Source organism: Oceanobacillus sojae (genome assembly GCF_900162665.1).
Taxonomy (GTDB): domain Bacteria; phylum Bacillota; class Bacilli; order Bacillales; family Amphibacillaceae; genus Oceanobacillus; species Oceanobacillus sojae_A.
Genome location: NZ_LT727812.1, coordinates 106,718 through 126,105 on the forward strand (window position 1 = coordinate 106,718; position 19,388 = coordinate 126,105).

27 protein-coding genes and 1 other RNA gene are annotated in these 19,388 nt (G+C 37.2%); 7 read left to right on the top strand and 21 right to left on the bottom strand.

The window, feature by feature from the left end; all coding sequences use genetic code 11:
* Positions 1 to 157: 157 nt before the first annotated feature.
* A complete protein-coding gene (locus BN1068_RS11390; RefSeq protein ID WP_077602981.1) occupies positions 158 to 367 on the bottom strand; it encodes a hypothetical protein in 210 nt (69 codons plus the stop codon).
* A 123-nt stretch (positions 368 to 490) separates the two neighbouring features.
* Between BN1068_RS11390 and BN1068_RS11395 the strand changes: the two genes are divergently transcribed.
* Complete coding sequence (locus BN1068_RS11395) at positions 491 to 766, top strand: acylphosphatase (protein ID WP_077602982.1); 276 nt, start codon at positions 491 to 493, stop codon at positions 764 to 766.
* A 48-nt stretch (positions 767 to 814) separates the two neighbouring features.
* Here the strand turns inward: BN1068_RS11395 and cls are convergent, their stop codons facing one another.
* The 12 genes from cls to BN1068_RS11455 form a co-directional block, all read right to left on the bottom strand.
* Positions 815 to 2,281: a cardiolipin synthase gene (cls, locus tag BN1068_RS11400; protein WP_397334252.1), complete on the bottom strand. Its 1,467-nt coding sequence runs from the start codon at positions 2,279 to 2,281 to the stop codon at positions 815 to 817.
* 148 nt (positions 2,282 to 2,429) lie between these two features.
* A complete protein-coding gene (locus tag BN1068_RS11405) occupies positions 2,430 to 3,947 on the bottom strand; it encodes an FAD-dependent oxidoreductase (protein WP_077602983.1) in 1,518 nt (505 codons plus the stop codon).
* A 141-nt stretch (positions 3,948 to 4,088) separates the two neighbouring features.
* Positions 4,089 to 4,328 carry a ferredoxin family protein gene (locus tag BN1068_RS11410; RefSeq protein WP_040981312.1) on the bottom strand — a complete coding sequence of 80 codons (240 nt, stop codon included), beginning with the start codon at positions 4,326 to 4,328 and terminating at the stop codon, positions 4,089 to 4,091.
* A 192-nt stretch (positions 4,329 to 4,520) separates the two neighbouring features.
* Complete coding sequence (locus BN1068_RS11415) at positions 4,521 to 4,724, bottom strand: DUF6501 family protein (protein ID WP_077602984.1); 204 nt, start codon at positions 4,722 to 4,724, stop codon at positions 4,521 to 4,523.
* Between the two features lie 42 nt (positions 4,725 to 4,766).
* Positions 4,767 to 5,726 carry a peptide-methionine (R)-S-oxide reductase MsrB gene (msrB, locus tag BN1068_RS11420; RefSeq protein ID WP_077602985.1) on the bottom strand — a complete coding sequence of 320 codons (960 nt, stop codon included), beginning with the start codon at positions 5,724 to 5,726 and terminating at the stop codon, positions 4,767 to 4,769.
* 120 nt (positions 5,727 to 5,846) lie between these two features.
* Positions 5,847 to 6,356, bottom strand: a complete 510-nt coding sequence (gene vrrA / locus BN1068_RS11425) for a VrrA/YqfQ family protein (protein WP_077602986.1) — start codon at positions 6,354 to 6,356, stop codon at positions 5,847 to 5,849.
* Positions 6,357 to 6,639: 283 nt separating this feature from the next.
* Positions 6,640 to 6,864 carry a YozE family protein gene (locus BN1068_RS11430; RefSeq protein ID WP_077602987.1) on the bottom strand — a complete coding sequence of 75 codons (225 nt, stop codon included), beginning with the start codon at positions 6,862 to 6,864 and terminating at the stop codon, positions 6,640 to 6,642.
* Positions 6,865 to 6,876: 12 nt separating this feature from the next.
* Positions 6,877 to 7,632 (bottom strand): twin-arginine translocase subunit TatC, encoded by a 756-nt coding sequence (tatC, locus tag BN1068_RS11435; protein ID WP_077602988.1) that lies wholly within the window; start codon positions 7,630 to 7,632, stop codon positions 6,877 to 6,879.
* Positions 7,633 to 7,703: 71 nt separating this feature from the next.
* Positions 7,704 to 7,874 (bottom strand): twin-arginine translocase TatA/TatE family subunit, encoded by a 171-nt coding sequence (locus BN1068_RS11440; RefSeq protein WP_077604058.1) that lies wholly within the window; start codon positions 7,872 to 7,874, stop codon positions 7,704 to 7,706.
* A gap of 30 nt (positions 7,875 to 7,904) precedes the next feature.
* On the bottom strand, positions 7,905 to 8,111 hold the full coding sequence (locus tag BN1068_RS11445; protein ID WP_077602989.1) for a twin-arginine translocase TatA/TatE family subunit: 207 nt from the start codon (positions 8,109 to 8,111) through the stop codon (positions 7,905 to 7,907).
* Positions 8,112 to 8,187: 76 nt separating this feature from the next.
* The gene (locus BN1068_RS11450) at positions 8,188 to 8,679 is read right to left on the bottom strand and encodes a dihydrofolate reductase (RefSeq protein WP_077602990.1); all 492 of its coding nucleotides are present in this window, start codon (positions 8,677 to 8,679) and stop codon (positions 8,188 to 8,190) included.
* A gap of 36 nt (positions 8,680 to 8,715) precedes the next feature.
* On the bottom strand, positions 8,716 to 9,669 hold the full coding sequence (locus BN1068_RS11455) for a thymidylate synthase (protein WP_077602991.1): 954 nt from the start codon (positions 9,667 to 9,669) through the stop codon (positions 8,716 to 8,718).
* Between the two features lie 400 nt (positions 9,670 to 10,069).
* Between BN1068_RS11455 and BN1068_RS11460 the strand changes: the two genes are divergently transcribed.
* The 4 genes from BN1068_RS11460 to BN1068_RS11475 all read left to right on the top strand — a co-directional run bounded on the left by BN1068_RS11460 (position 10,070) and on the right by BN1068_RS11475 (position 13,018).
* Positions 10,070 to 10,270, top strand: coding sequence for a cold-shock protein (locus BN1068_RS11460; RefSeq protein ID WP_077602992.1), 201 nt, complete (start codon positions 10,070 to 10,072; stop codon positions 10,268 to 10,270).
* Between the two features lie 431 nt (positions 10,271 to 10,701).
* Complete coding sequence (locus BN1068_RS11465; protein WP_147207749.1) at positions 10,702 to 10,812, top strand: cytochrome c oxidase subunit 2A; 111 nt, start codon at positions 10,702 to 10,704, stop codon at positions 10,810 to 10,812.
* A gap of 18 nt (positions 10,813 to 10,830) precedes the next feature.
* On the top strand, positions 10,831 to 11,364 hold the full coding sequence (locus BN1068_RS11470) for a cytochrome c oxidase subunit II (protein ID WP_077602994.1): 534 nt from the start codon (positions 10,831 to 10,833) through the stop codon (positions 11,362 to 11,364).
* Positions 11,333 to 13,018, top strand: coding sequence for a b(o/a)3-type cytochrome-c oxidase subunit 1 (locus tag BN1068_RS11475; RefSeq protein WP_077602995.1), 1,686 nt, complete (start codon positions 11,333 to 11,335; stop codon positions 13,016 to 13,018). The genes BN1068_RS11470 and BN1068_RS11475 overlap by 32 nt, the downstream gene beginning before the upstream one ends.
* Before the next feature lie 439 nt (positions 13,019 to 13,457).
* Here BN1068_RS11475 and BN1068_RS11480 read toward each other — a convergent pair whose 3' ends face one another.
* The 8 genes from BN1068_RS11480 to BN1068_RS11515 form a co-directional block, all read right to left on the bottom strand.
* Positions 13,458 to 13,823 carry a type II toxin-antitoxin system RelE/ParE family toxin gene (locus BN1068_RS11480; RefSeq protein WP_077602996.1) on the bottom strand — a complete coding sequence of 122 codons (366 nt, stop codon included), beginning with the start codon at positions 13,821 to 13,823 and terminating at the stop codon, positions 13,458 to 13,460.
* Positions 13,807 to 14,001 carry a hypothetical protein gene (locus BN1068_RS11485; RefSeq protein ID WP_077602997.1) on the bottom strand — a complete coding sequence of 65 codons (195 nt, stop codon included), beginning with the start codon at positions 13,999 to 14,001 and terminating at the stop codon, positions 13,807 to 13,809. Before BN1068_RS11485 ends, BN1068_RS11480 begins: the two co-directional genes overlap by 17 nt.
* A 175-nt stretch (positions 14,002 to 14,176) precedes the next feature.
* Entirely contained in the window at positions 14,177 to 15,304 is a 1,128-nt protein-coding gene (locus tag BN1068_RS11490; protein ID WP_077602998.1) for a THUMP domain-containing class I SAM-dependent RNA methyltransferase, read from the bottom strand.
* A 110-nt stretch (positions 15,305 to 15,414) separates the two neighbouring features.
* Positions 15,415 to 15,799, bottom strand: an RNA gene (gene rnpB / locus BN1068_RS11495) — RNase P RNA component class B.
* A 57-nt stretch (positions 15,800 to 15,856) separates the two neighbouring features.
* Positions 15,857 to 16,168 carry a cell division regulator GpsB gene (gene gpsB, locus BN1068_RS11500; RefSeq protein WP_077602999.1) on the bottom strand — a complete coding sequence of 104 codons (312 nt, stop codon included), beginning with the start codon at positions 16,166 to 16,168 and terminating at the stop codon, positions 15,857 to 15,859.
* 170 nt (positions 16,169 to 16,338) lie between these two features.
* Positions 16,339 to 16,731, bottom strand: coding sequence for a cytidine deaminase (locus BN1068_RS11505; RefSeq protein ID WP_077603000.1), 393 nt, complete (start codon positions 16,729 to 16,731; stop codon positions 16,339 to 16,341).
* A gap of 39 nt (positions 16,732 to 16,770) precedes the next feature.
* Positions 16,771 to 17,127 carry a YppE family protein gene (locus BN1068_RS11510; protein WP_077603001.1) on the bottom strand — a complete coding sequence of 119 codons (357 nt, stop codon included), beginning with the start codon at positions 17,125 to 17,127 and terminating at the stop codon, positions 16,771 to 16,773.
* Positions 17,128 to 17,243: 116 nt separating this feature from the next.
* The gene (locus BN1068_RS11515) at positions 17,244 to 17,459 is read right to left on the bottom strand and encodes a hypothetical protein (protein WP_077603002.1); all 216 of its coding nucleotides are present in this window, start codon (positions 17,457 to 17,459) and stop codon (positions 17,244 to 17,246) included.
* 912 nt (positions 17,460 to 18,371) lie between these two features.
* Here BN1068_RS11515 and recU point away from each other — a divergent pair.
* Both recU and BN1068_RS11525 read left to right on the top strand, forming a co-directional pair.
* Positions 18,372 to 18,950: a Holliday junction resolvase RecU gene (gene recU / locus BN1068_RS11520; RefSeq protein ID WP_077603003.1), complete on the top strand. Its 579-nt coding sequence runs from the start codon at positions 18,372 to 18,374 to the stop codon at positions 18,948 to 18,950.
* 17 nt (positions 18,951 to 18,967) lie between these two features.
* A partial coding sequence (locus tag BN1068_RS11525; protein WP_175637139.1) for a transglycosylase domain-containing protein occupies positions 18,968 to 19,388 on the top strand: 421 nt, incomplete at its 3' end.

Sequence of the window (19,388 nt, forward strand, 5' to 3'; positions counted from 1 at the left end):
CATTTACTGTTAAATCAACGTTTTCAGATTCGTTTAAACCTCTGATTCCCGTAAAACTGGCATAAATTTGTTATGTCAGATATATTTCTTTATTTGTAATCCGTCTTGCTATTTGGCCCGATTTATCATATCTGCAGCAACTTACATGATCCCGTTCTTACATAAACATTGTTCCCGCTATTTCGCTTTCTGAAAGCCCGATAAACCTCTCATTTGGTGCATTATTTTCTAATAATGCTTCTTTAAAAAGTTCATTAATGTACCACATTTCTTTACCTGTTTGCTTCAACCATTCTGCAGCTTCGTTCAACATAGGTGAAAAATCATCTATCTCCCCTATTTTAATACTCCCTGCCATTAATCTCATTTAATAAAGCCTCCTTCGTTTATCGTAATATAATTTTCAGAATATTCATCAGGTATATTACATCACTTTACTGTAATTTGATAAATAAATTATGCTATCATATCTACTAAGAGGTGATTATCTATGAAATATGTATCTGCCAGAGTACAGGGGCGTGTACAAGGTGTCGGCTTCCGCTACTTTACACAGCATGCTGCGATGAATCATAACATTACCGGCTGGGTAAAAAATGAAGACGATGGCGCTGTTGCCTTAGAGGCATATGGAGAAGATAACAATATTGACCGTTTTCTTGAAGAAATAAAAAAAGGGCCGACAAGCTTTGCAAAAGTAAGTGAGATGGATGTCAATAAGCTTTCCGGAGATCCTGACTATACCTCTTTTGATGTTAAATATTAAAAAGAATAGACCTGGCACAGCTTATTCCATGCTATGCCAGGTCTATTCTTATAAAATTGGTGATAGTAACCGGGAAATACCCTCTTTGAATTTAATCCATAAGGAGCGTTTGCTATAACGCTCTGGTGTTAATTCAGAGCACAGCTTACAATCCTCTTCAAATATACGATATAGTTCTTCAGAAACTTCTTCATCGTACGTAGCTGCACTTACTTCAAAATTTAATCGGAAGCTTCGGGAATCAATGTTCATGGTTCCAACACATGCAATTTTCTTATCCACTACAATTGTTTTGGCATGCAGGAAGCCGTTATCATAGAGTAATATTTTTGCACCGTAGTCTAGTAGATCTCCTGCGTATGCCCAGGTTGCCCAATAAACAAATGGATGATCCGGCTTGCAGGGTATCATAATCCGGATATCCACCCCAGATAAAAGCGCCATTTTACAAGCATCCATAAAGCTGGTATCTGGTATGAAATATGGTGTTTGGATACAGACACTTTCTTTTGCGGATAATATCATTTTAATATACATATTTTTTAGATGCTCTGTTTCGGAGTTCGGGCCGCTGGAGACAACCTGTACAGGACTTGTTCCATGATGTTTTTCCATATGGAAGCAAAACTCTTTATAATCATCATGTCGTTTGTCTTTTCCAGCCTGATGCCAGTCCATAATAAATCTGACTTGAATATCATTGACTGCATTTCCGTATATTTTAAAATGTGTATCGCGCCAATAGCCGAATTTTTTATCCAACCCGAGATATTCGTCACCAACATTGAAGCCGCCGACATAAGCAAGCGCACCGTCAATAATGACCAGCTTCCTGTGGTTCCGGTTATTGATCCGGAAATTAATCAGCTTTAAAAAAGATGGGAAGAAAACCCGTACCTGCCCGCCTGCCTCTTTTAAGTCATTAAAGAAGCTGGCGGGCAGTTTTTTTGAACCGACTTCATCGTATAATACACGAACTTTTACGCCTTCTTTTGCTTTTGTTATGAGTGCATCCCGGAGTCTTCTCCCAAGATTATCAGGCTGAATAATGTAATACTGAATATTAATCTCTTGTTCAGCAGCCGCAATATCTTCAAATAGTGCGTCAAATTTCTTATGGCCGTCATTAAATATGACCATTTCATTATCCTCGGATACTCTGGCGCGGGAGGAACGTAAATTCATTGTGATGAGCTCCTCGTATTGTGTTAACCAGGGTACATCTGTTCTTTTTTCCTCATCAATTATCTTTAATTGTGTATCAACTTCTTCTTTGAGCAGTTTTTGTTCTTCCTTTGTTAATCCATAGAAATTATTCTGTTTTAAACTGCGTCCTAAAAAGATATAAATTAAAAATCCGACAATAGGTATGAAAAATAAAACCAGCAGCCATGCCCAAGTATAACCGGGATCACGTTTTTCAAAAAATAAAACACCCAGTGCCAGTAATAAATTAATAAAAATTGTAATGGAAGCAATTGTTGTAATAATATTTGCTATTTCTGTCTCCAATATAAAACACCTTCTTTTTCTAAATCGATAATTTTTATAATTTATTTTGATTTATACATAGTACACTAAATGTAATAAAAAGTTAAGTCAATTATTGCTGCAGATAAAAATAAATAAAAGGAACACTGCTGTAAAGTGCTCCTTTTATTTATCAATCGTCTAGGGTTACTTTTCTTAAAGGCTCTTTCGCAGGTCCTGCCATGACCTCTCCATCATAATGGTAACGGGACCCATGGCAAGGGCAGTCCCATGTCCTGTCTGCACTGTTCCAATTGACTTCACAGCCAAGATGGGTACATGTTGTATCAAGAACATGCAATTGATCTCCCTTATCTTTATAGACACCAACCCGTCCGCCTTTAACAGTTGTAATTGCTGCCTCACCTGGATTTAATTCATCTATATCCTTAGAGGCAGGGAAATCAAGCTTGCCTTTTATCAGTTCTGTCGCAACCTCCATGTTAAAGCTGAATAAGTTCTTTAACATCGGCTTAGAGGAGAAGCGTGCCGGAGAAAATAATTCTTTATAAGGATTTTCATCATTTCCAAGGATGGTATCCGCAATAATATTCGCAGCTAATGTCCCGTTTGTCATTCCCCATTTTCTATAGCCGGTCGCAACGAATATAGATGGATCTCCCTTCGTTATTGGACCGATATACGGCATTTTATCCAGTGTGGTAAAGTCCTGGGCAGACCATTGATAAGAAATATCGTTAATCTCAAACTGCTCTTTAGCAAAAGCCTTTAAATTCTCATAACATAATTTTTCGTCCATGCTTACTCCTGAACGATGATTCTCACCACCGACAAGGAGATAGGTGTCTTTATTATTTAACTTGGCTGTCCGGATGGAACGGGTTGGATTTTCTACGTTAATATACATCCCGCCCGGGTAGTCTCCTGTCCATTTGCCTGATACAATATAAGATTGCTCCGCGTACATTTTGGCAAAATAGAGACCCTGATGATCAATATAAGGAAATTGTGTAGCCGCTATCAGGTAATCACATGTAACACGATGTTCATCCTTCGTAATTACAGTGCTTTTTCTATTGTACTCCAGCTCCATAGCGACAGTTTGCTCATAAACCTCCGTTCCATTTTTTACAGCTTCCTCCAGCATAAACTGTAGATATTTTAAAGGGTGAAATTGAGCCTGTCCCGTCATTTTTAATGCTTGCTTAGATGGAATCTGCAGAGGCATCTCTGAGACAAGCTCTCCTGGAATATCCAGATCTTTATATGCTTCTGCTTCTTTTTCTAATTGTGATAAATAAGCCTCGTCATTTGTATATAGAAAAGCATCCTGTTCTTCATAGTTACAATCGATCCGGTTCTCTGTGATTTCATTTTTTATAAAATGCATCGTTTCCAGGGTGGCCTGGTAATATTGTCTTGCTTTTTCCTTCCCCATTGTTTCAATCAGTTCTGCATAAATCATACCGTGCTGGGCAGTTACTTTTGCTGTGGTATGTCCAGTGACACCGCTAAGCACTTGATCAGCTTCTAATAATATAACCTTCATACCCTTTTTTGAAAGTAGATAGGCAGCAGTAATTCCTGTTAACCCGGCTCCAACAATGCAGACTTCGGTTTGCTTCGTTTCCTGAAGCTTAGGGAATTCTTTAAGTGCGGTATCTGCCTGCCAAATTGATTTTGAACTCATATTTATTGCACCTCACATTTGCTTGTTTCCTTTAGTATCTCCTTTTCAGTTACAGTTACTCAAAAGAATTGAAAGCAATTAAAAGGCGCGCATAGAAAAAGACTGCTTCTATATTCAGTAAGCAGCCTTTGTATAATATAATTAACGGTTTTCAAAAAACAGCCGATTCAATGAAATATATTCATTTTCCTCATCTGGCACTTCGTCTTCCATATAGATTGCTTCTACTGGACAAACTGCCTCACATGCACCGCAATCGATGCAAATATCAGGGTCGATATAGAACATATCTTCGCCCTCTTCTATACAATCAACAGGGCATACTTCTACGCATTCCCCTGCTTTTTCTGTTTTACATGGTGAAGTAATAATAAAAGCCAACGAGATTCTCCTCCTCTTTATCAATGTTTTTCATGTATTAAGTAATTATAACGCATTTTAAAATAAATGAAAACTTGATTTTGTTTTCATACACCCTTAACGCAGCTTTGGTTTATCGAATAAGAGAAATATGTAAGAAGGAGATAAGGCATACTTTTTAAAGTAACCCTTATCTCCTGTCTGTTTATCTGATTAGCATTCTTCAAAATAATCTTTTCTGAAGCCGCCGATGCGGTCACTGTTATCAATGATGAAATAAAACTCCCCTGTTTCGTTTTTTACATCATAAACCTTCCCCGGAGTCAGCTTACGGTCAACAATAAATTTCTTAGCATCAGCATGTACACATTTAATTTGTTTTTCTGTCTCTCTGTTTTCCCAATTCTTATGAATCATTCTCTTGTTCTCCTCTTCTTGTTTACATAATAATATTATTAACTACTTAAATAAATAGAAGTAGTCAGCATATCCTTCTTCTTCCATCTTGTCCTTTGGAATAAAACGCATCGCTGCTGAATTCATACAATACCGTAATCCGCCTGCTTCTTTTGGTCCGTCTTCAAAAACATGCCCCAGATGGGAATCTGATTGTTTACTGCGGACCTCTGTCCGAATCATTCCGTGCGATGTGTCTGTCACATCTGTGACTTGTTGCGGGTCAACCGGTTTGGTAAAGCTTGGCCATCCGCAGCCGGCATCATATTGATCCTTTGATGAAAAAAGGACTTTACCGGAAATGATATCAACATAAATGCCTTCTTCTTTATTATTCCAATACTCATTTTCAAATGGACGTTCCGTACCATTTTCTTGCGTAACATGATATTGCAGCGGAGTCAGCTTTTCCTTTAATTCTTTTTCAGAAGGTTTGTTTTGCCAATTATCCTTAATAAACGCTTCCCGGCCAGAGCCTTTTTTATACATTTTGTAATGAAAAGAACGTTTTTTATAATAGTCCTGATGCTCTTCTTCTGCCGGGTAAAAAGGTTTTGCCGGAAGAATCGGTGTCACAATATCCTTTTTAAATTTTCCGCTTTGCTGCAGCAATTCCTTTGAATGCTCAGCTATTTCTTTTTGCTCTTCATCATGATAGAAGATAGCTGTCTGATAGGATTCACCACGGTCATTAAATTGTCCGCCCGCATCTGTCGGGTCAATTTGCTGCCAAAAGGTTTCAACCAGCTCTTTATACGGCATAATATTTGGATCAAATTCTATCTGAACAGCCTCTACATGGCCTGTTGTGTCTGAACAAACCTGTCTATATGTTGGATTTTCAACATGACCGCCAGTATAGCCGGAACGGATGCTGATAACACCTGGACGTTCGTCAAATGGTTCTACCATGCACCAAAAACATCCTCCTGCGAAAGTGGCGAGTTCTTTCTGTTGTGACATACTTATATCCTCCCATCACTATTTCTATTATTTATTCTCTCCCTATTTTTCCTTTTTTATAAAAAAAAATCAAGCAGAAGGCTTTTATAATTAATAATAGAGACAGCCCTCTTCTTGATTTTATACATATAATCTTGGCGTGGAAACACCTTTTGCCTGTATTTCCTCAGATACTTCTTCTTTCGGCTCCGCATGCTGGTGATTTATTTTAGCATTTGAATTTGAACCTTCATTTGAATTTGAGCTTTCAACTGGAGCTGTATTCTCTGGAGCAGCTTCATTATCCTCCTGATTGAATGTTTTAAAAGCTTTTACCATCCGATACATCGAAGGGATATTCTTAATCATTGGACCGTACTCCTGAATTAATGGAGCTGTTGACTGTACAACACCCAGAACCTGCTGCACTCCTCCAAGTGTTTTTGAAAGGGTTGAAATTCCGCCTGATTGTGCTAACCCTTGACTGGTACCTCCAGACAATAAACTTGATAAACCTCTTGATCCGCCTTTTGCACCTGCTGCTCCGCTAGAGTTTCTTATTTCTCTTGGAATCCCCCTCAAATTATTATGATTGTTACGAAAAGGGGGGCGCGGCGAACGAGGCATTTGATTTCTAGATGGGAAAACCATCACTATCTACCCCTTATTCATCTATATTATTTCACTTTCTGTCCTCTTATAGAGTATGCTAAAGCAATTCAACTGTGTAGACATTTCCCCGTATGCACACAATCATTTCCCGGGAAACCGCAGGAATCAACAAATAAACAATGATATTTATAAAGGTTGTCGAAAAGTTTCTATATTTGTCAGATATAAATTAATCAAACGTTTGATTAATTTATTATCCCAATATATTTATAAATAAAATAGATAACAGCCTATTATTTAACCATGAAAAAAGCAGCCTGTTTCAGCTGCTATATTTCCATTCGTATTCTGTCCAAAGCTCGTCAAAGGCTTTTAGTGCTCCCGGAAAAGGACTATTCCATTCCAGATAATCGCTGATTTCATCATAACTGGTTGCATATTGCGGGAAATGATGATCGTAAAAAGCCCAATCAGCTAACTTAGAATAATCATCCTGATTTAACTTCCCGCGATGTGTTAATAAGAATTGATAAAAAGATTGATGCATTGTTCCCCTCCCCTACTCATTCATAAAGGCTTCATGCTGTGCCTGTTTCTTTCTGTAAACAACTTTGCATAACTGAATACTGATCTCATAAATAATAATCAGTGGAACTGCTACAACCGTTTGCAGAACAAAATCAGGCGGTGTAATAAGAACCCCTATAACGATTAAAACAAAATACGCGTACTTCCGGTTTTTAACCATAAATGCCGGTGTCAGAATACCGAGGCTTGTCAAAAACATCGTAACGATTGGAAGCTCAAACAAAAAGGCAAATGGTGTTGTTATCTTTAACAAAAATCCAAAATAACGCTCTACAGTAAACATGACATTGAACATACCATCATTCAATGATAGTAGAAAAGGAAAAATCAACTTAATGAATACAACGTATCCAAAGATAAGCCCTAATACAAATAATATCAGTGAAGCTGGTATATAAGCTAATGAAACACGTTTTTCTTTTGAAGTTAAAGCCGGGCTGACGAATGCCCAGAGCTGGTAAGCGATAACTGGTATCGTTGCAGCAAAAGCAATTAATCCGGCCATTGAAAAGTAAATCCAGATAATTTCAGCGGGACTTATGACGGTCAGCTGCATATCAATATCGTTTACAAAAAAAGTATAGATGCTTTTCACGTTTAGAAAGCCGACAATAAAAAATAGTACAAAAACAATCGCTGTAACAATTAAACGATTCCGGAGTTCTGTTAAATGTCCCCCAAAATTCATTTCTTTTTCTCCGTTTATATGTTCTTCTGATTCTGGCATAGTTCAACCCACCCCTTAAGCTGATGACACAAAAGAGATGCAAGGAATACTCCCTACACCTCTGCAATTAATTACTGTTTCTTTTTAGGTTTGTCATTCATGATGTCCTGACTTGCATTTTTAAATTCTCTTAGCGTTGTTCCGAGTGCTTTTCCAATTTCGGGAAGCTTATTTGGACCGAAGACAATCAAGGCGGCAATGACTATTAAAATTACACCGGGAAATCCGATATTTGAAAATATACTCATTTTCCATCAACTCCGTACCTGAATTTAACTCATCTTTTCTTCTTTGATAATCGACTTAACCTCATCTGATTCGTCCTTAACATCCTGCGTTAAAGCCCGTGTAGATTTTTTGAATTCCTTCAGCGATTGTCCGGCTGCTTTCCCTATTTGCGGCAGCTTATTTGGACCAAAGATAATTAGAGCTAATATCACAATTAGTACAAGTCCTGGAACACCAATATTTGCGAACATCTATCGACACCTTCTTTACGTATAGAACATTATCTTTCTTCCCATATCATAGCATGTTTAGAAAACATTAGACAAGTTAATTTTTACGGTCATATTGCAGAAAATAATAGTCGTAAGGATTTTTATAGTTCTTTATTCCCTTCTCCTTTTTTGTAAGCTCCCACTCAGCTTCATCAAACGCCGGAGCAAATGTATCACCGGGAAAATCCTCATCAATTCTTGTAATATACATCCGGTCAGCAATAGGCACTGCTTGTTCATAAACTGCCCCGCCGCCAATGATAAAATATTCGGTTTCGGGGTGTTCCTGATTCCAATGCTCCACTACAGATAAATCATGAATGATTTCTACATTTTTTATTTCCAGATCTTTATTTCTGGTCAGTACGACATTACGCCGGTTTGGTAACGGTCCATTCATCGATTCTAATGTTTTTCTTCCCATAATAATCGTGTTCCCTGTTGTCTTTTCTTTAAAAAATTTCAAATCCTGCGGCAAATGCCAGGGCATCTTATTTTGATAACCGATAACATTATTTCTGCTTGCGGCAAATAGTAATGAAATCATGTTTTAGCCTCCATTCCAAGTTTTCTCTTACAGCGTTTAAACAGCGATTGGTGCTTTAATCGCAGGGTGTGAATTGTAATTTTCGATTTTCAAATCAGAAATATCGATATCAAAAACTGATTTCCCGTCTGCGTTTATTTTTAATACCGGCAATTCCCTGATATCTCTTTCTAATTGCAGATTTACTTGATTTACATGATTGGAATAGATATGCGCATCTCCAAAGGTATGAACAAACTCGCCTACTTCTAAATCACATTCATGAGCAATTAAATGTGTTAACAGTGCATAGCTTGCAATATTAAAAGGTACACCGATAAATACGTCAGCACTGCGCTGATACAGCTGACAGGATAATTTCCCGTCCGCTACATAAAACTGAAATAGTGTGTGACATGGCGGCAAAGCCATAGATGGAATATCCTCCGGGTTCCATGCAGATACAATATGGCGTCTGGAATTAGGATTATTTTTAATAGCTTCAATGGTTTCTTTTAATTGATCAATCGAATCGCCTTTTGAAGTTTCCCACTTTCTCCACTGCTTTCCATAAACGGATCCTAAATCCCCGTATTTTTTGGCAAATGCATCATCATTTAATATTTTCTCTTTAAACAGCTCCATCTGCTGCTCATATTCTTCTTTAAACGCTGCATCCTTCTGACTGCGTATACCAAAGTCTGTCATATCCGGTCCTGTATATTCCGGGCTTTTAATCCACTTTTCAAAGGCCCATTCATTCCAGATATTATTATTATGCTCAAGTAAATAGCGGATGTTTGTATCCCCTTTAATAAACCATAGCAACTCTGTAGCGATTAAGCGGAACGGAACCTTTTTCGTAGTTAATAACGGAAACCCTTTTTGTAAATCAAATCGAATCTGATGGCCGAAAATCGAATATGTACCCGTATTTGTCCGGTCATCACGATTTAGCCCTTCATCTAATATCTTACGGCACAGCTCTAAATAACCTTGTTCTCCCTGCATTCATAATCCTCCTCTATATTTTGACTCCTATATGTAGGAACTTCTTTTGCTGATATAATTTAACCTTTAAATCATTATTATAACAGAAAATCGATCCCTGTATATTTCTCAGCTTTAAAATAAACAATTTTAAGGAAGAAGAAACAGATATAAATTCAAAACCTTTTGATTATTTTATAAAAACAGCCGGGATTTCTTGACTGTGCAAAAAAATTAAGCTAATATGGGTACAAGCAAAGAAGATGGTACGGAATCATTAGAATGTAAAGGTAGCTTCGATAGACAGAAGTGGATGATTATGATCCCGTTCTTCTATCGGAAGCTGCCTTTTTTCATATTTCGTTCTTCTGCTTTGTAATCAAACGCGTTTTACGTGGAAGTATTTAGGAGGAAATTTAACATGGAAAACGGAGTAGTAAAATGGTTTAATGCAGAAAAAGGTTACGGGTTTATTCAATTAGAGGAAGGGAATGATATTTTCGTACATTATTCTGCTATTCAAGAAGAAGGTTTTAAAACTTTAGAAGAAGGACAGGAAGTTTCCTTTGACGTCGTTGAAGGTGAACGCGGTCCACAAGCTGCAAATGTTGTAAAAAGATAAATCATCATAGATTAAAAGCAGAACCCTGAATGGGGTTCTGTTTTTTTTGCTGTCTAAGAAATTATAGAATTATTGCCTTGTGGATAACTATTTAGAGAAAAACAGCCGCGTCCAGCTCCGAGCGCCAAAAACTATGGAGCTAGCACGTGAGCGCTCTGGGCTTTTGTTCTTGTTCCTCATGCATACGCTCGTCCCCCTGCTTTATCAAAGTGCAATTCCAGTTTTAAAAGATACTATTTTGTCAATGATTTTACCATTTTGTTCATAAAAATGTCATAAACTTTTCAAACCAAAAAGTTTGTAAAATGATTAAATCAGTTCACTTGTGAATATTTGAACGAAATGTGAAAAGTCCGTAATGACACTGTATACAGGCCTTCTTTTCGATATGATAGTCATATAGGCAAGAAGTTACAGAAGGGGTGAAACACGTGAAAAAATCTGATCCTAATTTAAAAGGTACACTTTTTTCAGTAATCACTATAGGAGCTATTATTCTTATCAGCTGGTTTGCAGTATTTTTATTATTTTTATCGCGATAAAGAAGGAGGAGAAAGAGCATGCATTTACACAAATACGAGAAGATTTGGCTTATCTTCGGCGGGGCATCCCTTGTATTGTTTCTGGCGATACTTGGATTTGGAGCATTTTATTTAGGAACGCATCCTCAAAGCCATGGAGTAACGATTGACCCTGAAAATGTGGAAGCGAACGAAGCATTTCAAAGAGAAAATCTTGGGATTACCCAGGTAGATGATGATAAATATATTGTCAATGTTGTTGCCAGTGCATTCAACTACGATTTAGGAAGTGATGAGGAAGGCAATGCAGTTTCCAATATAGAAATTCCTAAAGGATCTACTGTTTTGTTTCAGGTAGTATCAAAAGATGTTATTCATGGATTTAATGTAGCAGGCACGAATGTCAATATGATGGTAGAGCCTGGATATATCAGCAGCATGGAAGTTCAGCTTAATAAAGCTGGGGAATACACATTATTATGTAATGAATACTGTGGTGTAGGACATCACATGATGCATGCAACAGTGGAGGTGGTTGACGATGAGTCTGGCAATGAAACAGCAGCAGAATGAAGAAATTAACTTGACACCTTTAAGTATCGCAAAACCAGAAGCGAAATTATATCTTTCCTTTATGTATGTTGCATTTATTTCATTATTTATCGGTGGATTAATGGGGTTATTACAGGTATTGGTACGTTCAGGAGATTTTGAACTTCCGCTTGGTATCGGCTATTATCAAATACTTACTTTACACGGCGTCATCCTGGCATTAGTACTGACAACCTTTTTCATTATTGGATTTCAATATTCTTTATTGGGTAAGACCGTCGGTATGTCAGATAAGCAACGGAAGCTTGGCTGGTTATCTTTTTGGACGATGACGATTGGAACGGCCTTAACTGGAACAGCTATTTTACTTGGGAAAGCAAACGTTCTATATACGTTCTATGCACCACTAAAAGCGCATCCTGCCTTTTATATCGGTCTTGCACTTGTTGTAGTTGGGACATGGGTGGCTGCCCTTGTTAACTGGCACCAGGTGTATGTTTGGAAAAAAGCACATCCAAACCAGAAAACACCGCTTCTCGCTTTTATGGTTACGATTAATATGATTATGTGGGTTATCTGTTCTCTTGGAGTAGCTGTGACTGTTCTTGTACAGTTTATCCCATGGTCATTAGGCTATACGGAAACAATTAATGTTTTATTAAGCCGTACGCTATTCTGGTATTTTGGTCATCCGCTTGTTTATTTCTGGTTATTACCTGCTTACATGGCATGGTATGCAATTATCCCTAAAATCATTGGCGGAAAGATATTCAGTGACTCTTTAGCGAGACTTTCCTTTATCTTATTCTTGTTTTTCTCTATTCCGGTTGGTTTTCACCATCAGCTTACAGAGCCGGGTATTGATCCAACATGGAAGTTTATCCAGGTAGTTCTTACCTTTATGGTTATTGTACCTAGCTTAATGACAGCATTTTCGATGTTTGCCATGTTTGAGACTACCGGCAGAAAACAAGGTGCAACCGGGCTGTTTGACTGGTTTAAAAAATTGCCTTGGAAGGATGTCCGGTTTGTGGCGCCTTTCGTCGGAATGCTGGCGTTTATTCCGGGTGGAGCAGGCGGTATTATTAATGCATCTCACCAATTGAACACGCTTGTTCATAATACGATTTGGGTAACAGGACATTTTCATTTAACCATTGCAACGACAGTTCTGCTTACGTTCTTTGGAATCGCCTACTGGCTCATTCCTCATTTAACTGGCAGAAAGCTTACACCAAAGATTCATAAGCTGGGCATTTATCAGACTATTATATGGGCTGTAGGTATGCTGATTATGTCTGGAGCGATGCATATTCAAGGGCTCTTAGGCGGACCAAGAAGATCCTCCTTCTCCGAATACGGCGGTACCGAACAGGCTGCTGAATGGGCCGGCTATCAGGCTGCTCAGGCTGTTGGAGGCACCCTTCTCTTTATCGGGATTGTCCTGATGATATATATCTTTATGGATTTATTAGCCTTTGCTCCAAAAGGCGAAGAAGAGTTTCCGATTGCAGAAGAAGAGGAGGATGCACAGCCTACACCGTTATGGATGGAAAATTGGAAGCTGTGGATTGGTATTACAATTGCTTTAATTTTATTTGCATATACGATCCCAATGATAGATATTATCCAAAATGCACCGCCGGGTTCTCCTCCATTCGATAATATTTTATAAAGGATGGATACTAAAAGCATACGTCCTGCAATTAGATTTGATTATTGAGCAAGGCATAAATAGGAGGAAAGTAATCCAATATAATTATGATTAAAAATATATTCGAAAACCTTGAAAGTGATTTTAAATACAAACTGAATCGGGAATTGACACAGGCTGAAAAAGAATTCTTTAAATGGTTAGCACGGAAATATGTGTCTGAGCAAGGGAAAAAAGAGTAATTTATAAAAATGATTGTTTCAATATCTTTTTCCACCATTGCTAAGGAATGTAAAAATAGTAACACCTTCATAAAAACAATCCGTTTTGATTAATCTTCAAAACGGATTGTTTTGTTACATTCATATAGGCTTATCAAAATGTTATCAGATAATCTATCATTTTCTGTTGCAGATCTGAGAATGAAATTAAGTAAAAACCCCCACATTCCATGTGAGGGTTATAACGAACCTACTCTTCTTGTAATTAGCAGCATAATTTCTTTTTTTGATATATCTTCTTGATCATTTTTAGAGTAAATAGTAAGAGGATAAATTTCATTATCAGAAGTAATTAAATACCATATCACTCTAAAACCGCCAGATTTCCCTTTATTAGCATCAGGATTTTCTAACCTTGTTTTAACTACTCTGTTACCTTTTAATTTCAAACCTGGTACTCTATCGCCCTCAATATTTCCTTTTTCAAACGCATCAAACAATTTTTCTACGAGATTAATGGAAGTTGGATATTTCCTTGCGAGTTTTAATAGATCTTTTTCAAACTCCTTTACTTCCATTACTTGATAATTATTTTGATTCTTCACTTAATTTTTCTCTAATCCTTGCAATCATTTCTTTATAAGATCGTTTAGGCAATGTACCTTTTCTTATTTGTTCTACTTCATCAAGCGAATTGTTTATAGACTGTTTTGCATCGATTTTAACATCTTCCATTACAGCCATATCTTCATCCCCTTTGTTATCTTTACCATTTTCACACATACATATCACACTCCTTACAGTATGTATATGTAGTGTTTCCTTAATGTATATTGATTATAACATATAAAAGTATAGCTTGACATTGTATCTGCATCTTTTAATTTAATCGTACGCTTATTCTCAAGCATCTAAAGTGCTTAATGATAACACTCAGGCCCTTAACAATACACTGACACTATTCTTTCTCCCCAAAGTATTGATAGTAATTCGTCTGAATAAAACCATTAAACAGCTTGCGTTTCTTCGTAGCAGCTTTTCCAAATGCTTTTTCAAATTGTTCATAAGCTGTAATGATGTATGTGCTCCAGGATGGATGATTTTGCATAACACCGCCCAGATCATGATACATCTTTTCTACTTCCTCTTTATCGCTTAACCGTTGCCCATATGGCGGATTACTGATAAGATAGCCATCTTTTTGTTTAATGGTCAGATCACTTACCTGCATCTGTTTCCACTGAATTAAATCTCCAAGTCCTGCTTCCAAAGCATTTGCCTGCGCCGTTTCAATCATTTGATGACTGATATCTGAACCAGTGATAGATAATGGCTGGTCATAATTAGCAAGCTCCTCAGCTTCTCCAAAAGCCGCATCCCAATGTCTCTGTTTTACTAAACTCCATTCTTCAGAAGCAAATTCCCGATTAAATCCAGGTGCAATATTTTGGCCGATCAAGGCAGCTTCAATTAAAATGGTTCCTGAACCGCAAAATGGATCAATTAAAGGCTGATCTGGCTTCCAGTTTGTTAATAGGACTAATGCTGCAGCAAGCGTTTCTTTTAAAGGAGCCTCCCCCTGCCCGACTCGATAACCGCGTTTATGTAAACCGGCTCCTGAAGTATCAATAGTCAAGGTTGCTTCATCTTTCAAAAGAGCAATCTCTGTTTTATAGAGTGCTCCTGATTCTTCCAGTTTGTTGATTAAACCATATTTTAGTTTCATTCGTTCTACAACCGCTTTTTTTACAATTGCCTGGCAATCCGGCACACTGTATAAAGTGGATTTAATTGATTTTCCGGAAACAGGGATTTGTCCTGTTTCATCAATATAGCTTTCCCAGGGAAGTGCTTTTGTCTGCTCAAATAATTCATCAAATGTGCTGGCCTGAAACTTTCCGACAAGAATTTTCACACGGTCAGCTGTTCTTAACCACAGGTTACATCTGGGAATCGCGGAAATTGGTGCATCAAAAATAACTTTTCCGTTTTCAACAGTGGCCTCATATCCCAGGTCTCTTACTTCTTTTGCAACAATTGATTCAAGTCCCATCGCTGCTGTAGCAATTAAAGTTACTTGTTTCATTTTTAATATCCTCTCGGTTATCATTTTAGTATAGTGTTTTCCATAAAAGAAAAAGATTCTATTTCATTTAATTGGAAATAGAATCTGTTCGTTGGTGCGACCTTTAAATGCCCGGTAAGCCATGTTCTGTTCCATTGTACTGCGAGCGGCGGTCAAACCTCGTACGCCGGTTGTAATCATCTATCTACAGCTATTGCCGTCCCTTGTTCGGTTCTATTCCCTACTAAAGGATGCCCCTACCATTATTTGGGTTGCTCACTCGCGGGGTTTACCTCGTTCCACCTGGTATGTTTCCACACCAGCTACGTCACTGTGGCACCTTCAAGACCAGCTGACATATCACTATAAGTGACTTAGTACAGCTTGTCTGCCGTTAGTTTATACAAACTACCTTGACTTATGACTTCATCAAGCACGAACACTACAGGCATCACAGCCTGTGCGAGCATGGACTTTCCTCTACATCCAAAATGGACATAGCGATTACATAGGCATTTAAGTAACCTAAAACATTTTAGCAGAATTTTAGAGATAAATCAATTATCCTTTTGCTTATTCTTCAGAATCCGCGTATCTTTTTCCAAATACTGCTTTTTCCAGGTTAGATAAGCGTTTTAAAACATCATAATTCACCTGTGAGTTCGGCTGTGTTGAACGCGCTCTCGGTGTTTCTGTCGGACGGTTATTTTTTAATTTCTCAATTTCTTCATTTAAACGGTCAATTTCCTGTTTAAAATTATCATAATCCTGAATAATGATATCTAAAAATTCATCTACTTCTTCCTGGGAATATCCTCTAATTCCTGTTTTAAAATCTTTTTCTAAAATTTTCTTTCCATTTAGTTGAATACGATCAATACTCATTTCAAAATCACCTCTGCAATATACTATACGTATCTTTTTTTATCATATGCTTTCATTTTACCATTATTTAATGAATATTAAAGTTATTATAACATAAAAAAGGAAACTGAATATCAGTCTCCTTCTAAAATTTAAAAATCTCTTAAAAACTGAGGGTTTAAATACCCTTTTTAGTCCATATCTTCCTTCTGAAATGAAAAAGGTAATAATTGATCCGTCGTAAGCGTTTGAACGTCTTTGTTTAAGTTCGTTAAGTGAATGGTCATGTCAGGAGCAAAGAATTCACTCATTACCTGCCTGCAGGTTCCACAAGGCGGTACAGGACGTTTTGTATCCGCTGCAACAGCCATTTCTTCAAATTCTGTTTCCCCATCTGAAATTGCTTTAAAAATGGCAACACGTTCTGCGCAGCAGGTAGATGGATAGGCAGCATTTTCTATATTGCAGCCAGTATAGATTTTACCGGAACTAGTTAATAATGCAGCGCCTACCGGAAATTGTGAATATGGTACATAAGCTCTTGATCTGATTTGAATTGCTTCTTCCAGTAATTTTTCTTTCATATGAAAATCCCCCTACAAACAAAGCTGTCTATTTGTTTATTAACTTTCTTCAAGTGTATCCAATAATAAATCAAAAACATATCGGATAGATGTATACAATTCCATATATCTCTTTCTTCTGGCATCCAGATAATAACTATGCATCAACAGCAATTCCATATTTTCCCGTGTTGATTGAATCTGATTTGGATGAACAGATGCTTTTCTTTCCTTCACTACAGCCAAAGCATCTGTTTCCCAGCTTTCCAATAAATTATAGACAGGTGTTGTCTCTTCTTTTACCATATTAAAAAATTCGCGGTCCTTCCGATCACTTGGAGCTTCCCCTTTTTCGAATCTTTCCCGCAGTGTTTCTAAATATTGATTTAATTTCTCTGTTTGTTCGCTTAGCTTCATTATTCGTCATCCTTCAATTTCAAACTGCATGTTCACCTTAGAATGTAGCATTTTTTTCTAAAAGCTCTTTAGATGAATTTTATCACATAATAGATAGAAAAGTCATGAACAACATACTATAAAAGCTGCTTTAATCTCTGAAATTCCAGCTCTGTTTGTTTTAAACTATTTGTTTTTGTTTGAAATTGCACCCATACCTCACTGTCTACGTTCGCTTTTAATTTGAGGTGAATGAGGGCAAGCTGTTCCTGGATCTGTTCTATCTGTTTCTCCATATCCGCTTTGCTGTATCCCCCGTTTTCCTCAGGAATGATTGATTTTGAAAGAAGCATATTTTATTCTCCTCCTGTTTTTTTAGATAGAGTGAAACTTCATTCAGTCAGGACCGTTGAAATGAGGCTGTAACTGAAATAAAATCGTACTATTTAAAACCTGATGTGCTATGTATTCCACAAGAAAATGATAACCTCCTTCCCATTCGACAAAACTAGAATAATCAAAACAAAACTAGTGCAAATCTGTAATGATTTACACAAAATTAGACAAGCTATATAGTGAAACTTCATTTCGTTTGAGGTTTTCATTCTTCTCAGAGGTTTAAAATTCGAAAAGGAGGCTATTTCCATGAGACCGTCAAAAGCGCAGCAAAAAACAAATGCTTCAAACAAAAGAAATAATAATGAAAAAACAAGAGATAAAAAAGTGGCTGGCCCTAACCGCCCCTCCACGTAACTTTTAGAAGTATGGTTTAATCAGATAACCTAATTATATTCCCCGGGCATGTACTGCTCCGGGAATGCAATTAGGTTTTTTAAGATCAGCAAAAATATAAAATTCAAGGCAAACTTCATTCTTTGGTGTAACCAGTCATACACCAGGCAGCCTGTGCTTTCCACTTTTTCTTATGATTGACCCTAAAGAATATCTGTTTGCAGCCGTAACTTTATGAATGGTTAGTGAAATTCTGTTGACTTGCTTTTACACCGTTCCAAAACGTCGTATTTTTAGCCGGCTGGAATTTTTACCGGAGTTTTTAAACGCGTACTAAAAATGCAGCAGGATGGTTTAATTTCTCCATATTTTGTACATAACTTTAAAGATTTTGATACGCTCTGATTAGTTTCCTTCTTGAATTTGTACTATAATATAGGATGTACTGGTTTTATATTTATCCTGATTCAAACAGTAATGTTTTCATATTGCTGTTTTTCATTTAGGATATACGTGTTAGGAGGCAAGAAAACATGAATTACCCAAATGGTCAGCGGAAATCACTAACTATAAAACCAAAGCAAACTAGTTTTAGCAGGAGAGGAATGACACTTGAGGAAGAAATAAATGAAACGACAGATTATTATCGAATACAGGGACAGGCAATTATTCATAAAAAACCAACACCAGTGCAGATTGTCAATGTTCATTACCCGAGGCGGAGTGCCGCGGTAATCACAGAAGCCTATTTTAAGCAGGCATCAACTACTGATTACAATGGGGTCTATAAAGGAAAGTATATTGATTTTGAGGCAAAGGAAACCAAAAACAAGACTTCCTTCCCCCTTGCAAACATTCATGAACATCAGGTTCATCATATGCAGCAAATAATAGAGCATGGAGGAATCAGTTTTATTATTTTACGTTTTAGAGCTTACGAAGAAACTTATCTATTCGATGCAAAGGATTTATTTGTTTGCTGGCAGGAGCAATTTAATGGAGGTAAGAAATCAATTTCTTATGAACATATTAAACAGTTGGGATATGAAATCCCTTTTCACTATCAGAAAAAGGTTGATTTTTTATCTGTAGTTGATAAGCTCTACCTATAGATATGGAGGTATAAAAAATGGCCGATCAAAATAGCCAGTCAAGAGCTGCCAGAAGAAAGCAGCAAGGTAAAAAAACAAAGAAGAAAAAGAAACAGCCTATTTGGAAGAAAATTATCAAGGTAGCCCTTTTATTAATTCTGATTTTATTTTTGGGCGGTGCTGCTGTCGGTGCGTATTGGATTGCTACAGCACCTAAAATTGAGGAAGACAAGCTGAACATCCCTTTTTCATCTGCTCTTTATGATGAAAATGGCGATCAATTTGGAGATTTCAGTTCAGATGAAAAAAGGACACAGGTAAAATTTGAGGAGCTGCCGGATTTACTTATTGATGCCGTTACAGCTACGGAGGACGTCCGATTTTTTGATCATAACGGGATAGATCTTAAGCGTATTGGCGGAGCAGTCCGGGCCAACTTTACAGGCGGTTTTTGCTCGC